This window comes from Rhodanobacter sp. G1 (assembly GCF_055397855.1).
In genome coordinates this window covers 2457600-2472892 of sequence record NZ_AP039674.1, presented here as the reverse complement: position 1 = coordinate 2472892, position 15293 = coordinate 2457600, and the positions used below count along the sequence as shown (strand labels likewise).

Below are 15293 nucleotides of genomic sequence, written 5' to 3'. Positions count from 1 at the left end.
ATCTTGCGCGGCAGCGTCCATCCGGGGAGTACCAGCGTGAACCCATCCGCATCCAGCGCGCCCGCGCGCGCCGAACTGACCTTGCGCGGCCTGGTCATCGGCATCGTCATCACGGTGGTGTTCACCGCGGCCAACGTGTTCTTCGGCCTCAAGGCCGGCCTGACCTTCGCCACCTCGATCCCGGCGGCGGTGATCTCGATGGCGATCCTGCGGGCGATGAAGAACTCCACGATCCAGGAGAACAACATCGTGCAGACGGTGGCCTCGGCCGCCGGCACGCTGTCCTCGATCATCTTCGTGCTGCCGGGCATGATCATGATCGGCTGGTGGGCCGACTTCCCGTTCTGGACTTCGTTCGCGATCTGCGCGCTGGGCGGCATCCTGGGCGTGATGTATTCCATCCCGCTGCGCCGCGCGCTGGTGACCGATACCGACCTGCCGTATCCGGAGGGCCTCGCCTGCGCCGAAGTGCTCAAGGTGGGCACCGGCGACGACGCCGATGCCGGCAGCGCGGAAGAAAGCCGCGCCGGCCTGCTCGCCGTGCTGTGGGGCTCCATCGTCTCGGCCGTGTTCGCCGTAGTGGTTGCCACGCAGGTGTTCGCGTCGGATTTCGTGCGCAATTTCCGCGTGAATGACAAGGGCGCGGTCAGCGGCTTCGATTTCAATCTTTCCTTCGCGCTGTTCGCCATCGGCCACCTGGTGGGCCTGTCGGTGGGCATCGCGATGCTGATCGGCGCCGTCATCGGCTGGGGCTGGGGCGTGCCGCATTACTCAGTGCTGGGCGACATGAGCCAGTCGGTGGCGGACCTCGCCAACGCCACCTGGAGCCACAAGGTGCGTTTCGTCGGCGCCGGCGCCATCGGCGTCTCGGCCATCTGGACGCTGGCCAAGCTGGTGAAGCCGGTGGTCAGCGGCCTGGCTTCAGCGATGGCGGCTTCGCGCGTGCGCAAGGCCGGCAAGGCCGATTCGCTGCCGCGCACCGAGCGCGACATCCCGATCGGCATCGTGGGCCTGGTCACGCTGGCGTGCTTCGTGCCGATCGCCTGGCTGCTCGGCTACTTCGGTTCGATCAGCGGCCTGGGCGACCAGGTCGCCGTGCTCGCCATCGGCGGCGTGGCCTTCGTGGTGCTGATGGGCTTCTTCGTGTCCACCGTGTGCGGCTACATGGCCGGCCTGATCGGTTCGTCCAACAGTCCGCTGTCGGGCGTGGGCATCCTGGTGGTGATCGCCGCCGCGCTGCTGCTGGTGGCGTTCGTGAAGCCGCACGTCGGCCCGGAAGAGGGCAAGGCGCTGGTGGCGTTCGCGCTGTTCATCACCTCGGTGGTGTTCACGGTGGCGGCCATCGCCAACAACAACCTGCAGGATCTCAAGACCGGCCAACTGGTCGACGCCACGCCGTGGCGCCAGCAGGTCGCGCTGGTGATCGGCGTGATCGCCGGCGCGGCGGTGATTCCGCCGGTGCTGGATCTGCTCAACAAGGCCTACGGTTTCGTGGGCGTGGCCGGTGCCGGCGCGCATGCGCTGCCGGCGCCGCAGGCGGGCCTGATCTCCGCGCTGGCGCAGGGCGTGATCACCAACAACATCGACTGGAGCCTGATCGTCACGGGCATCTGGATCGGCGTCGGCATCATCGTGATCGACGAAATCCTCGCGCGCACGACCAAGCACATGCGCGTGCCGCCGCTGGCGGTGGGCCTGGGCATCTACCTGCCAACCGTCAGCACGCTGATGGTGGTGGTGGGCTCGGTGGTGGGCTGGCTCTTCGATCGCCGCGCGGATCGCCGTTCGAAGAAGCCGGAGGCCACCAAGCAGCTCGGCGTCCTGCTCGCCTCCGGCCTGATCGTGGGCGAGAGCGTGATGGGCGTGGTCATCGCGTTTATCGTCGGCCTCTCCGGCAAGGCGGCGCCGCTGGCGCTGGTGGGCGAGAATTTCGGCGAGGCGGCGCAGTGGATCGGCGGCATCGTGTTCGTGGCCAGCGTGGTGCTGATGTACCGCTGGATCGCGCGCCTGGGGCAGGGCGTGTCGGCGCGTTGAACGCGGCCAGCCTTGTTCACCGCCTGCAATACGGCGTGCCTTAAAATCGGGTGTCCCCAGGGAAAACGAGCGTCGCGTGGAGCAGCAGGAAAAAGTCGAGCAAGTGCCACGCACGGATGATGTACTGAATCCGCCCGGCGCACGGGTGGCAGTGCTGCGCCGCGTGGCCGGGCCGTTGCTGTCGGTGGGCATGCTGGTGCTGGCGCTGTGGGCGCTGCACCTGCTGGCGCGCCACGTCACCTACCACCAGATCCGCGAGTACGTGGCCGGTGTGTCGCGCACGCGGCTGCTGCTGGCGATCGTGCTCACCACGCTGGGTTTCGGCGTGATGTCGCTGTACGACCGCTTCGGCCTGGAGTCCATCGGCAGGTCGCTGCCGTGGCGGCGGGTCACCCTGATCTCCTTCATCAGCTACGCCTTCAGCAACGCGGTGGGCATGTCGTTCCTGGTGTCGGGCTCGATCCGCTACCGCTTCTACCTGCAGAACGGCCTCTCCACCGCCGAGATCGCCAAGCTGGTGCTGTACTGCACGCTGAGCTTCTGGCTCGGCCTGCTGGCGCTGACCGGGGTGACCCTGCTGATCGTGCCCTTGCCCTCGGGCCTGCCGGTGAGCGACTGGCGGATCCCGCTGGCGCTGGCGCTGGCGGCGGTGCCGCTGGCATGGGTGCTCGGCGGCTTCGTGCGCAAGCCGCTCAAGCTGTGGCGCTGGCGCGTGCTGCTGCCGCGGCCGTTGCCGGCGCTGCGCCAGGTGCTGGTGGGCGCGCTGGACTGGTGGCTGGCGGCGGCGGTGATGTACGTGCTGATGCCGGACAGCCTGCACGCCGGCTTCGGGCATTTCCTGGCGATCTTCGTGATCGCGCAGATCGTGGGCCTGATCAGCCATGTGCCGGGCGGATTGGGCGTGTTCGAGACGGTGATGCTGGCCGGCTTCCACGCCACCGACGACAAGCACCTGGCCGCGCCCATCCTCGGCGCGCTGGCGATGTTCCGCATCGTCTACTACCTGATGCCGCTGTGCGCGGCGACCATGCTGGTGCTGCAGCGCGAGGCGCGCGGCCTGCGCCGGCAGTCGCTGTGGTCGCCGTGGTTCACCGGCCTGCTGCCCTCGTTCTTCGCCGGGCTGACCCTGGTGTCCGGCGCGGTGCTGCTGTTCTCCGGCGCCACGCGGGCGCTGCCGGATCGCATGGAGATCCTGCGCGACGTGCTGCCGCTGTCGGTGCTGGAGGTTTCGCACTTCATGGCCAGCGTGATCGGCATGATGCTGCTGATCCTGGCGCGCGGCCTGCAGCGGCGGCTGGACGTGGCGTACTGGGTGACCCTGGTGCTGCTGGTGGCCGGCGCGGTGTTCTCCCTGCTCAAGGGCATCGACTACGAGGAAGCCTCGCTGCTGGCCCTGCTGGCGATGGCGCTGGCCCCGGCGCACCGGCTGTTCTATCGGCGCGCCTCGCTGTTCGGCGGGAATTTCTCCTGGGGCTGGATCGTGGCGATCCTCGCCGTGTTCGGCTGCGCCACCTGGCTGGTGATGTTCAGCTACAAGCACGTGGAATACAGCAACAGCCTGTGGTGGGAATTCAGCTTCCACGAAGGCGCTTCGCGTGCGTTGCGCGCTCTGGTGGGCGCGGCGGCGGCCGGCCTGCTGTTTGCCTTGGCCAGCCTGATCAAGCCGCGACGCCTGCGCCGTGCGCCGCCCAGCGAGGCGGAGCTGCAGCGCGCGCTGCCGTTGATCCGCAACTTCCCCTCCGCGCAGGCGCACCTGGCGCTGATGGGCGACAAGCACCTGCTGTTCGACGCCGACGGCAAGGCTTTCCTGATGTACGACACCGCGGGCCGCAGTTGGGTGACCATGGGCGACCCGGTGGGCGAGGACGAGGACGCGCGCCGCGAGCTGGTGTGGAGCTTCATGGAGCAATGCGAGCGCGCCGGTGGCTGGCCGGTGTTCTACCAGGTCAGCCCGGCCGACCTGGATCTGTACCTCGAAGTGGGCATGAACCTGCTGAAGATCGGCGAGGAAGCGCGCGTGCGGCTGGAGGACTTCAACCTCGACGGCAAGTCGAAGAAGACCCTGCGCGGCACCATCAACCGGCTGGGCCGCGACGGCCTGCGGCTGGAGATCGTGCCGGCCGATGCGGTGGCGCCGCTGCTGCCGCGCCTGAAGCAGGTTTCCGATGCGTGGCTGGCCGACAAGAACGCGCGCGAGAAGCGCTTCTCGCTGGGCGCGTTCGACCCGCGCTACCTGGTGCGCACGCCGATGGCGCTGGTGTGGCAGGGCGAGCAGTTGCTGGCCTTCGCCAACCTGTTCCTCACCGAGACACGCGAGGAAGCCTCGCTGGATCTGATGCGCTTCGTGCCGGAGGGGCCGTCCGGCATCATGGATTTCCTGTTCGTCGAATTGATGCAGTGGGCGAAGCAGCACGGCTACCGCTGGTTCAACCTCGGCATGGCGCCGCTGGCCGGCCTCACCAGCCGGCGCCAGGCGCCGCTGTGGAACCGTTTCGGCGCGCTGGTGTTCGGCCGCGGCGAACGCTTCTACAATTTCCAGGGCCTGCAGCGCTACAAGGACAAGTTCGACCCGGAGTGGGAGCCGCGCTACATGGCCGTGCCGGGCGGCATTGCGTTGCCGGTGATACTCGCCAACGTGGCCAGCCTGATTTCCGGCGGCATCACCGGGGTCGTGCGTCGATGAGCATGTCGAAGAGAGGCAAGCGGATCATGTGGTCAGGTATGGGCGTGTGCGTGCTGGGACTGGCCATGGCGATCTGGACGCCGTTCTCCAAACCGAGCCTGGAGCAATCCACCATCGTGCTCACGCCGGCGGCCGGCGTGCAGGCGCCGGCGGGCAAGGGCGACGTGCTCACCATCCTGTATTCCGGCGACGGCGGCTGGGCCGACCTCGACAAGCAGCTCGGCAACGCCTTCGTGGCGCGCGGCATCCCGGTGCTGGGCGTCAATGCGTTCAAGTATTTCTGGCGCAACCGCACGCCGGAGGAATCCGCCGCGCAGCTCGACGCGCTGATGACCAAGTACCTGGCCCAGTGGCACAAGCGGCGCGTGTGGCTGGTGGGCTTCTCCTTCGGCGCCGACGTGCTGCCCACCCTGATCGACAAGCTCAGCCCGGCGAACCGCGCGCGCATCGCCCAACTGGTGCTGCTCTCGCCCAGTCGCGACACCAGCTTCGAGATCCAGTTCGAGGGCTACATGATCACGCAGGGCCGCTTCAAGGCCTTCGTGAAGACCGTGCTGGAGAAGTTCAACAAGGTGGAACACTACGACGCGCTGCCGCCGGCGCAGGCGCTGGGCCACCAGTTCCCGGTGGTCTGCTATTACGGCAAGGACGAGGCCGACGACGCGCTGTGCACCGATCCCGGCCTGCCGTCGTGGTTCGTGGTGCACGCCAAGAACGGCGACCACCATTTCGAGGGCGGCTACCAGCCGCTGGCGGCGCAGATGGTGGACGAGCTGCCGGCTGCCAGCGCCACCGCGGCGACGCCTGCGCAGCCGTGAGCAGCGGCTTCGCCGCCGACGCGCCCGAGGCGGCGCTGTCCGCGCTGTTCGTGCCCTTCGACACCGGCGTGCTGAAGCTGCCGGCCGACGGCCGTGCGCTGTTCCTGCGCGCCCGCTCCGGCGTGCGCCTGCGCGAGGTCGCGCAATCGGGCTGGCTGTGCGAGCAGAGCTTCCTGCCGTTCGCCGACGAACTGGCGCGCTGCGGCCTGCGCGTGGGCGAGCCCTCGCCCGGCGAAACCTTTCCGCTGGTGCTGCTGCTGCCGCCGCGCCAGCGCGACGAGGCGCGCGCACTGTTTGCACGTGCGCTGGATCACCTCGATCCCGGCGGCACGCTGGTGGCCAGCATGGCCAAGGCCGAGGGCGCGAAGTCCGGCGAGGCGGATCTGGCGCGCCTGGTCGGCACGGTGGGCAACCTGTCCAAGCATCACTGCCGGGTGTTCTGGGCCACGCCGGAAGCGACCGCCATCGACCGCGCCCTGCAGGACGAATGGCGCGCGCTGGATGCGCCGCGCGAAACCGCCGACGGCTGGTGGAGCCGCCCCGGCCTGTTCGCGTGGGATCGCGTGGATCGCGCTTCGGCCTTGCTCGCCGCGCATTTGCCCGAGAACCTGCACGGCCGCGTGGCCGACCTCGGCGCGGGCTACGGCTATCTCGCCACGCAGCTGATCGCGCGCTGCCCGCGCATCGCCGCGCTGGACTTGTACGAAGCCGAAGCGCGCGCGTTGGAGCCGGTGCGCCGCAACGTGGCCAACGCATTGCGCATGGCGGGGCGGGAGCTGCCTGTGGACGTGCACGGGCACGACGTCACGCGCGGCCTGCCGCAACGCTACGACGCCATCGTCAGCAACCCGCCGTTCCATCTCGGCCGTGCCGACCTGCCGGAACTCGGCCGCGCCTTCATCGCCAGCGCCGCCGACGCATTGACGGCGCAGGGGCGCCTGCTGATCGTGGCGAATCGTCACCTGCCGTACGAGGCTCTGCTCGCCGCGCGCTTCGCCGAGGTGCGCCAGCTCGCGCTGCAGGACGGCTTCAAGGTAATCGAGGCGAGCGGAGTGCGCGCATGAAACTGGTCAAGCTGATCGCCAACCTCGGCTACGGCAGCCGCAAGGACGTGGCGTGGATGTTCCGCGAGGGCCGCGTCACCGATGTGGACGGCGAAGTGCTGTACGCCGACGACAAGGTGGAACCCGCGTGCATCCGCATCGACGGCGAACCGCTCGACCCGCCGCCGGGCCTGGTGCTGATGATGCACAAGCCGCTGGGCGTCACCTGCTCGCGCAAGGATCCCGGCCGCGTGGTCTACGATCTGCTGCCGCCGCGCTACCGCGTGCGCGAACCCGCGCTCTCCACCGTGGGAAGGCTCGACCGCGATACCTCGGGCCTGCTGCTGTTCACCGACGACGGCGCGCTGCTGCACCGGATCATCTCGCCCAGGGCCGAGGTGACCAAGGTCTACGAGGCCACCCTGGCCGAAGACCTGCGCGGAGACGAGGCCGCGCTGTTCGCCAGCGGCACGCTGCTGCTGGAATCGGAAACCACGCCGCTGGCGCCCGCCTCGCTGGAAACGCTGGGCCCGCGCCACGCGCGCCTCACCGTCACCGAAGGGCGCTACCACCAGGTGCGCCGCATGTTCGCGGCCACCGGCAACCACGTCGAAACCCTGCAGCGCGTGGCGGTCGGGGCGCTCACGCTGGGTGAGCTGGCGCCGGGTGTATGGCGCGCGCTCGATGCGGGTGACGTCACGCGCATCTTTGGCGAGGCATAGATCGGGAACTTTGGTAGCCACAAAAAGCGAGTCCGGTTAGGGATGCCGTAAGAGCCTGTTCACGATCATCCCTAAAAGCATGACGATGCATGGATGCGCAAGAAGACGTATCCAAGTGATGTGAGTCGGGAGCGGTTCGAGCCGATTCGTCCGCTTCTGGAGCAAGCCCGCAAGCGAACCAAGCCCCGCACGGTGGATTTGTACGAGGTGTGGTGCGCGGTGCTGTACCTGCTGCGTACGGGGTGCCAGTGGCGGGCGTTGCCCAGCGATTTCCCGAAGTGGCGCACGGTGCACGCGTACTTCGCCCAATGGAGCGAACCGGATGATGCTGGAGTGAGCCTGCTGGAGCGGGCGCTCAAAAAATCAGGTTGGCGCGGCCCGCGCGAGACAGAGGCGCAGCGCCTGCAGCCGGTTCTTGATCGTGGACGCGCAGAGCGTGAAGAACAGCGACACCGCGGGCCAGAAGGGCTATGACGCGGGCAAGAAGGTGTCGGGGATCAAGCGGCATATCGCGGTGGACATGCAAGGTTTGCCGCATGCCATCGCGGTGACCACGGCGGAGGTGACCGATCGCAAGGGCGCCTTGCAGGCATTCGGGCGCTGCAAGGCGGGTTTGGGCCACGTGCAAAGCGTACTGGCCGATAGCGGCTATGTGGGCCAGCCCTTTGCCCTGGGCGTGCAGGAGGTCTTGGGCGAGCATGTCACGGTGCAGATCGCCAAACGCAGCGAGCTGCACACGTTCAAGGTCATGCCCAAGCGCAGGGTGGTCGAACGCAGCTTTGCTTGGTTGGAGAAGAACCGAAGGCTATGGAAGAACTGTGAGCGCCAGCTCAACACTAGCTTGCAGTTCATCCACTTGGCTTTCTTGGCAGTACTGCTCAGGAGATCGTGAACAGGTTCTGAGTGCTCGGCGTGCCGACCGCACGCTGGGCCTGTCGCGTTCGGCGCGGCACTATGCCCCGCGCCTGCGGGACGACTCGGCGCTGATCGAAGCGATCGAGGACGCACCTGAAGGACAATCCCGGCTATGGCTTTGGCCTGCTGTTCGAGGAAGCCTTGCAGCCCATGGACTTTGGCAAGACGCGCAACTGGCGGGTTTACGTGGCCATGAGGCTGAACCGGCCACGCCGGGGCAAGCGCCACCTGCCGGATCGCATCCGCGAGCCTTTGGCGATTCCCGACCAGGCCAGCCACCCCTGGTCGACGGACTTCATGGCCGATGCCTTGTGGTCTGGGCGCCGTTTCCGCACGTTCAACGTCAACGACGATTTCAACCGCGAGTCGCTGCGGATCGAGATCGACACCAGCCTGCCGTCACTGCGGGTCGTCCGGGCGCTGGACGAACTGGTGGAGCTACGTGGTGCGCCCCAACGCCTGCGCCTGGACAACGGCCCGGAATTCATCAGCGCCGCGCTGCGACAGTGAGCCCAGCGGCACGGCGTCGAGCTGCTGCACATCCAGCCCGGCAAGCCGACCCAGAACGCCTACATCGAGCGCTTTAACCGCACCTCCCGCACCGAGGTTCTGGATCGTTACGTCTTCATCAGCCTGCACGAAGTGCGCCGCATGGCCGAGGACTGGCGGGTTCTACCCCGAAATCACGGACGGTTGTGAAAGGGTGGAAAACTTCAGATCCTGCCTTGCCTGCCTGCGCCGCATCCTCGAATTGTGGAACCGCTCAATGTATTCGAACACATCGGCTCTTGCTGCATCGAGCGTCGGGTACCTCATGCGGTAGATGCGCTCACGCTTGAGCTGGCCGAAGAAGCCCTCGCAAGCCGCATTGTCCCCGCAATGGCCGACCGCGCTCATCGAGCACACCAACGCATTGGCCACCAGATAGTCCTGGTAGTCGCCGCTGCGGAACTGGCTGCCGCGATCCGAATGCAGGATCACCGGCTCGCCTCCCTGGCGCTGCCATACCGCCATCTGCACGGCCCGGATCACCATCTGCCGGTCTTGCCGATGATGCATCGACCCACCCACGACCCGGTGGTCGAACAGATCCAGCACGATGCACAGATACAGCTTGCCTTCGTCGGTCTTGATCTCGGTGATGTCGGTGACCCACTTGGTCTCCGGCTCCAGTGCGGTGAAGTCCCGTTCCAGCCTGTTGCGCACGCCCGGTGGGGCCAGCCCCGGTTGACCCCGCTGGCCGCGTCGCTTCTTGCGTGGCCAACCCTGCAGGCCATCGGCCGCCATCAGGCGCGCGACCCGGTTCAGGCTGGCCGACTCGCCTTCCGCGGCCAGATCCTCATGCATCCGTCCCGCTCCCAGCACGCCACGGCTGTCCTCGTGCAGTTCACGGATACGGCCGAGCAGGCGATCGTTGTCGGCTTGGCGGGCACTGGGCGAGCGCTTGCTCCAATCGTAGTAGCCGCTGGTCGACACACGCAGACAGCGGCACATCAACCGAACCGGAAACTCGTCGCGGCAACGTTCGATCACCCGATACCTCAGGATGATCCCTTGGCAAAGAACGTCGCCGCTTCGCGCAAAAAATCCCGCTCCTTCTTCACGCGCGCCAGCTCGCGTTTCAGGTGCGCCAGCTCCTCGTCCCGGGGCGTCCCGGTTCCGCCGAAGGCCACCTTGCCCTGGCTCTGGGCTTCACGCTTCCAACGGGTCAGCAGGTTCTCCCCGATCCCCAGCTCGCGGGCCACCTGGGCACAACTGACACCCGGTTGGCGGGCCTGCTCAACCGCGCCGCGCTTGAACTCTGCACTAAACTTCCTTCGCTTCGACATGAACACTCCTCAGGGCCTCGATCGGCCTTCTCGTAAGTGTCCGTGAAATCGGGGGGAACCCGGCACCACCGTTACAACCACCAACGACCGCATAGCTCACTCGGTGGCCTCTCGCCCGTCGCTTACGCCATGGCACTATCCACTACCTCTATTTCCGGGTGACTCGGAAAAACGAGGACGCTTCAGGTCGATACCCACGGATCAAGGCATCGCGACCGAGTAGTACAGCGTTTCCTCTGCGCCCGGAGCGCGTACCACTGCTACAGGAAGTGGATGCGCAGCATCCGTTCCAAGTCGTCGATGTGACGGCCGGGGGCTCCAGATCCTTCGGGGCGTGCGGCGCAATGGCCGCGCGTAACTCCGCCAATGGGGCCACCTGATCCATCTCCGCCTGGAACACGTTGCGATGTGCTGGCCTGCGGCACCACTTGAGGCAGGCGCCATGCTGCATCGACATGCTCATTTGCCTGGGGGCATCGAGTACGATCCATCACTAGAGCAGGGCTTCGACTGCAGGAAAAGTCAGAGTTTCCATGACAGGTCAAGCTATGATAGATTCGACCAGCAGTCGCATTTGGCCGAATGCATTAGTCGTTATGCTTGAGCCATCCATGGAAGCTTGTCGGGCTTGAACCAGCCGGATACAGAGGGGCGAAGGGATGAGGGCGAGCACAACACGTTGACATGGCGTCGTAGCCAGCTTACTGGCTTTACCTGGAGTGCTGCTTAGGGCTGAGGGGTGCATGGAATTGCGATTTCTCCGTTTTGTTACCTCAATTTGTTTTAAATTACGAAATGGACATATCCCGGGCGGCATAATCGAGACGTGCCAGAACGTTTTTATTGCGATAAGAACGGTGGATGTGGCTAATTGGCGGTGCCTACCAATGATGCGTGGCCGAGTAGATTCCAGCTCGCGTCGGCGAATGGAATTCCCCCTGCCATGGCAGCGAAATTGCACTCGATCAAGGTGCGTCGAGCTGTCTGCGGCGAACGAGGAACAGGCCAATCCGTCTGCCCGTCACGAAAGTACAGGCATCTCACCGTCCAGCGGCCACTCGGCCTGCGCAAAAGCATTTCATCGAGCGGCAGGATGCTGGCACTCGGCTGGTCGATCACTCCCGCGCTTTTGCCGGCCCGTGCGCCAGAGCCAATGTACCTACTCCAATAACGAGGGCGTCGATTCCTCGGCGTCGCGCCCATTGGCTTGCAGGGTCGATCGCGTCATTCCTTTTGCGGGAGACATGTATGTCCATCAACTCTAAGTCGGAGTCGGAAGAGATGTTCGAAGTGGTGGTCAATCAGGAAGGCCAGTATTCGATCTGGCCGGCGAGCAAGTCCGTGCCGCACGGATGGGCGAAGGCCGGCAAGCAGGATCTGAAAGATCCGTGCCTGGAATTCATTCGCGAAGTGTGGACGGACATGCGTCCGTTGACCTTGCGCGAGTAAACGCAGCGCATTCCAGCCGGCTTCGCCATGAAGGCTGGAATACCGTAAGGGAATAGCGACTTGTTCGGATGGATCGATATGCTGCACACATTTCATCTGCCGTTGCCGCCATGCGCAGGCTTCCGCGTGCGCGCGTACCGCGCGCCTGCCTAGATGCTTACGGTGGTGCTCCATGTGTGTCGCCGTGCACAGCCGAAGCAATGGCTTTTCCGTACGGTAACAGAAGGAGCGATTCCAAGTAGGCACGTCATAGGCACGCGTGCGCCGCATGGTGCGCGCGAAACGAGGGTTTATTCGCGAAACGCCGATGAAGACCGTCTTTCTCTTTCCAGGCCAGGGCTCCCAGCATTTCCAGATGGGTAGGGAGCTGTTCGAGCGCGATGCGCGTTTCCGTTCGTCCATGCAGGACATGGATCGGCTGGTTCGTGAACGCTGTGGCGAATCGGTACTGGCGGTGCTGTTCGACAAACGCCATCCGCGGGAGATGCCGCTCAGCCATCTTCTGCACAGCCATCCCGCCATCTTCATGGTGGAGTACGCCCTGGCGACCTCGCTGATCGAGGCGGGCGTGCAGCCGGATCTGGTGCTGGGATCCAGCCTGGGCACTTTCGTGGCCGCCACGGTGGCAGGGCATCTCGAGCCCGAGCAGGCGCTGGCCGCTGTGGTCGAGCAGGCGCTCGCGGTGGAGCGGCATTGCGAGCGCGGCTGCATGATCGCCGTGGTCGGCGAGTCGGAGCGCTACCTCACGCCGGAACTGCTGGCGCTGTGTGAGTTGGGCGCGAGCAACTTCGCCACCAATGCGGTGCTCTCGCTGCCGGTCGCGCACGCCGCTGCGGTGGAGGCGCATCTTCGCCGCCATGGCTTGGCATTCCGGCAGCTGCCGGTCGACTACGCCTTCCATTCGCGCTGGATCGAAGCCGCCAGGCCTTCGTACCAGGCCTTCTTGCGCACGCTCGAGTTCAAGCGGGGCCAACTGCCGGTGGTCTGCTGCGCCAGCGGCAGGCTCTTGCACGATCTGTCGGCCGATCATTTCTGGTCGGCCGTGCGCGAACCCATCCGCCTCCGACAGGCCATCGCCGAGCTCGAGTCGCAGGGCAGCTACCGCTACGTCGACGTGGGCCCGGGCGGCACGCTGGCGACCTTTCTGAAGCACGGGCTGCCGAGCGGTTCCGGCTCCCGGATTCACCAGCTGATGTCGCCGTTCGGCGGCGATGCGGATCGCTTGGACGCCTTGCTCGCGGCGACGCGGCCGGCGGCGCAGAACAGCGATCGAACGACAGGCCTGGCGGCGCCGGGCGACGACAGCCACCAGCCACGAGGACGGTGCATCATGCAGCCACGCAAACTGAAGGCCATCTTGTTCCCTGGCCAGGGATCCCAGTTCAAGGGCATGGGCAAGGAGGTGTTCGAGCTGTTTCCCGAACGGGTCGCCAGCGCCTCCGGGATCCTGGGCTATGCGCTGGACGACTTGTGCCTCAACGATCCGCAGGGCCTGCTGTCGCAGACGCAATACACGCAACCCGCGCTGTTCGTGGTCAATGCGCTGCACTACGAGCGCCAGCGCGAGCAGGCTGCCGCCGCCGGCGAGGCGCCGCCGGATTTTTTCGCCGGGCACAGCGTGGGCGAATACAACGCCCTGTTCGCGGCCGGAGCGTTCTCCTTTGAGACCGGCGTGCGCCTGGTCAAGAAGCGCGGCGAGCTGATGGCGGCGGCCAAGGGCGGCGGCATGGCCGCCGTGGTCGGCATCCCGGCCAGGGAGATCCGCGCGATCCTCGACGAGCAGGGTCTGACGCAGATCGACGTGGCCAACCTCAACACGCCGACGCAGACGGTCATTGCGGGCGAAGGCGACGCGCTGGCGGCGGCGGCCGAGCTTTTTGCGCAAAGAAACCTGCGCTGCGTGACCTTGAACGTCAGCGCGGCATTCCACTCGCGGCACATGCGCGCGGCGCAGGCCGAGTTCGCCGAATTCCTGCGCTCGTGCTCCTTCGCCACCCCCGCGATCGCGGTGATAGCCAATGTCACCGCGCGCCCCTACCAGCCGGATCGCTTGGCGCAGACGCTGGCCGAGCAGATCGCGTCGCCGGTGCAGTGGGTGGATTCGATTCGCTACCTGATCGGGCGCGGCGAGCTCGAGTTCAAGGAGATCGGGGCCAGCGTGCTCAGCAAGATGGTCAATGAAATAAAGGCGAAGGAGACGCCGATTCTGGATGCTGCGCCCAGTGTCACGCCGCTGCACGGCGCGGACTCCAGGCCGGTGCAGCGCGGCGGCAACGGGGATGCGCACGATGTCGCGGCAGGCAGTGTCGAGGCTGCCGACGAGGCGGCTGCCGTCGTCGCGGAGGGTTTCCCGCGGCTGCAGGCGAGCGTGCTGGGCAGCGCGGTATTCAAGCGGCGTTTCGGCCTGAAGTACGCCTACATGGCCGGTGCGATGTACCGCGGCGTGGCCTCCGCCGAATTGGTCATCAGGATGGGCAAGGCGGGCTTGCTCAGCTTCTTCGGCGCCGGCGGCCTGTCGCTGGAGAAGATCGAGGCGAACATCGTGCGCATCCAGGGCGAGCTGAAGGACGGCCAACCCTATGGCATGAACCTGCTGGCCAACTACGAATATCCCGCGATCGAAGAAGCGGTGGTCGAGCTTTACCTCAAGCACGGCATCCGCAACGTCGAGGCGGCGGCCTTCATGCAGATGACGCCGGCCCTGGTGCGGTTCCGCCTGCAGGGGCTGCAGGTCGACGCGCGCGGCGGGATCGTCTGCACGCACCGGGTGATCGCCAAGGTGTCGCGGCCCGAAGTGGCCAGGGCCTTCATGAGCCCGCCGCCGCCAGCCATCGTGGAAAAGCTGTTGCAGCGGAAGCTGATCACGCCGCAGCAGGCCGAGTTGTCGCAACGCATCCCGGTCAGCCACGACATCTGCGTGGAGGCCGATTCGGGCGGCCACACCGACGGTGGTATCGCCGCGGTGATGTTGCCGCCGCTGCTGCGGATGCGCGACGAGCTGCAGCAAAGCCATCGCTACGCGGAGCCGTTGTGCATGGGCCTGGCCGGCGGCATCGGCGGGCCCGAAGCGGCAGCGGCAGCGTTCATGCTCGGCGCGGATTTCGTGGCGACCGGATCGATCAACCAGTGCACGGTGGAAGCTGGCATGAGCCCGGAAGGCAAGTCGATGCTGCAGGAGATCGACATCCAGGACACCGAGTACGCGCCGGCGGGGGACATGTTCGAGATCGGCGCGCAGGTGCAGGTGATGAAGAAGTCGGTGTTCTTCCCGGCACGGGCCAACAAGCTGCTCTCGCTGTATCGCCACTACGACAGCCTCGACGACATCCCGGAGCGCACCCGGCGCCAGCTGGAAGGCACCTTCTTCAAGAAAAGCTTCGATGAGATCTGGCGTGAGACGGCGGCGTATTTCCGCTCGGTCAAGCTGGAGCACGAGGTAGTCAAGGCCGAGGCCAACGCCAAGCACAAGATGGCCCTTGTGTTCCGCTGGTACTTCGCCTACTGCACGCGCATCGCGATGGAAGGCAACACCGACGATCGCGTGAACTACCAGATCCAGACCGGGCCCGCGCTTGGCTCGTTCAACCAGTGGGTGAAGGGCACCGAACTGGAGCCTTGGAACCGGCGCCATGTGGATCAGATCGCGATGAAGCTGATGAATGCGACGGCCGAGTACCTGGCGCAATCGTGTGCGCGCTTCTTCGGTGACGCCTGGCGGGCGCGAGTGCGCACTGAGGATGCTGGCGGCGAAGCGGCCAGGCCGCCACCGGTTGCGCGCGCCGTGGGTTGAAGCAGGCGTC

General features: G+C 66.2%; 11 protein-coding genes. 10 read left to right on the top strand and 1 reads right to left on the bottom strand.

Annotated elements, in window-relative coordinates:
- Window positions 1–36: 36 nt before the first annotated feature.
- From ACZ5Z2_RS10985 to ACZ5Z2_RS10950, 8 genes are all read left to right on the top strand, one after another.
- Window positions 37–2034: an OPT family oligopeptide transporter gene (locus ACZ5Z2_RS10985; RefSeq protein ID WP_464758614.1), complete on the top strand. Its 1998-nt coding sequence runs from the start codon at window positions 37–39 to the stop codon at window positions 2032–2034.
- A gap of 145 nt (window positions 2035–2179) precedes the next feature.
- The gene (gene mprF, locus ACZ5Z2_RS10980) at window positions 2180–4717 is read left to right on the top strand and encodes a bifunctional lysylphosphatidylglycerol flippase/synthetase MprF (protein ID WP_464758613.1); all 2538 of its coding nucleotides are present in this window, start codon (window positions 2180–2182) and stop codon (window positions 4715–4717) included.
- Between the two features lie 26 nt (window positions 4718–4743).
- Window positions 4744–5535: an AcvB/VirJ family lysyl-phosphatidylglycerol hydrolase gene (locus ACZ5Z2_RS10975; RefSeq protein WP_464758612.1), complete on the top strand. Its 792-nt coding sequence runs from the start codon at window positions 4744–4746 to the stop codon at window positions 5533–5535.
- Entirely contained in the window at window positions 5532–6599 is a 1068-nt protein-coding gene (locus ACZ5Z2_RS10970; RefSeq protein WP_464758610.1) for a class I SAM-dependent methyltransferase, read from the top strand. The genes ACZ5Z2_RS10975 and ACZ5Z2_RS10970 overlap by 4 nt, the downstream gene beginning before the upstream one ends.
- Window positions 6596–7300: a pseudouridine synthase gene (locus ACZ5Z2_RS10965; protein ID WP_464758608.1), complete on the top strand. Its 705-nt coding sequence runs from the start codon at window positions 6596–6598 to the stop codon at window positions 7298–7300. Before ACZ5Z2_RS10970 ends, ACZ5Z2_RS10965 begins: the two co-directional genes overlap by 4 nt.
- Before the next feature lie 93 nt (window positions 7301–7393).
- Window positions 7394–8192 (top strand): IS5 family transposase gene (locus ACZ5Z2_RS10960; RefSeq protein ID WP_464758606.1). Its coding sequence is split into 2 segments (ribosomal slippage): window positions 7394–7665 and window positions 7664–8192, totalling 801 coding nucleotides; the frame shifts between segments, so codons are not numbered across the junction.
- A 173-nt stretch (window positions 8193–8365) separates the two neighbouring features.
- Window positions 8366–8725, top strand: coding sequence for a DDE-type integrase/transposase/recombinase (locus ACZ5Z2_RS10955; protein WP_464758605.1), 360 nt, complete (start codon window positions 8366–8368; stop codon window positions 8723–8725).
- A 21-nt stretch (window positions 8726–8746) separates the two neighbouring features.
- Window positions 8747–8914 carry an integrase core domain-containing protein gene (locus ACZ5Z2_RS10950; RefSeq protein WP_464761696.1) on the top strand — a complete coding sequence of 56 codons (168 nt, stop codon included), beginning with the start codon at window positions 8747–8749 and terminating at the stop codon, window positions 8912–8914.
- On the opposite strand, the gene ACZ5Z2_RS10945 is transcribed toward ACZ5Z2_RS10950, so the two are convergent.
- Window positions 8888–10044 (bottom strand): IS3 family transposase gene (locus ACZ5Z2_RS10945; protein WP_464758604.1). Its coding sequence is split into 2 segments (ribosomal slippage): window positions 8888–9804 and window positions 9804–10044, totalling 1158 coding nucleotides; the frame shifts between segments, so codons are not numbered across the junction. The genes ACZ5Z2_RS10950 and ACZ5Z2_RS10945 overlap by 27 nt on opposite strands.
- Window positions 10045–11292: 1248 nt before the next feature.
- On the opposite strand from ACZ5Z2_RS10945, the gene ACZ5Z2_RS10940 reads away from it, so the two are divergent.
- Window positions 11293–11493 carry an MbtH family protein gene (locus ACZ5Z2_RS10940; RefSeq protein ID WP_464758603.1) on the top strand — a complete coding sequence of 67 codons (201 nt, stop codon included), beginning with the start codon at window positions 11293–11295 and terminating at the stop codon, window positions 11491–11493.
- 307 nt (window positions 11494–11800) lie between these two features.
- Complete coding sequence (gene fabD, locus ACZ5Z2_RS10935) at window positions 11801–15283, top strand: ACP S-malonyltransferase (protein ID WP_464758602.1); 3483 nt, start codon at window positions 11801–11803, stop codon at window positions 15281–15283.
- Window positions 15284–15293 lie beyond the last annotated feature (10 nt).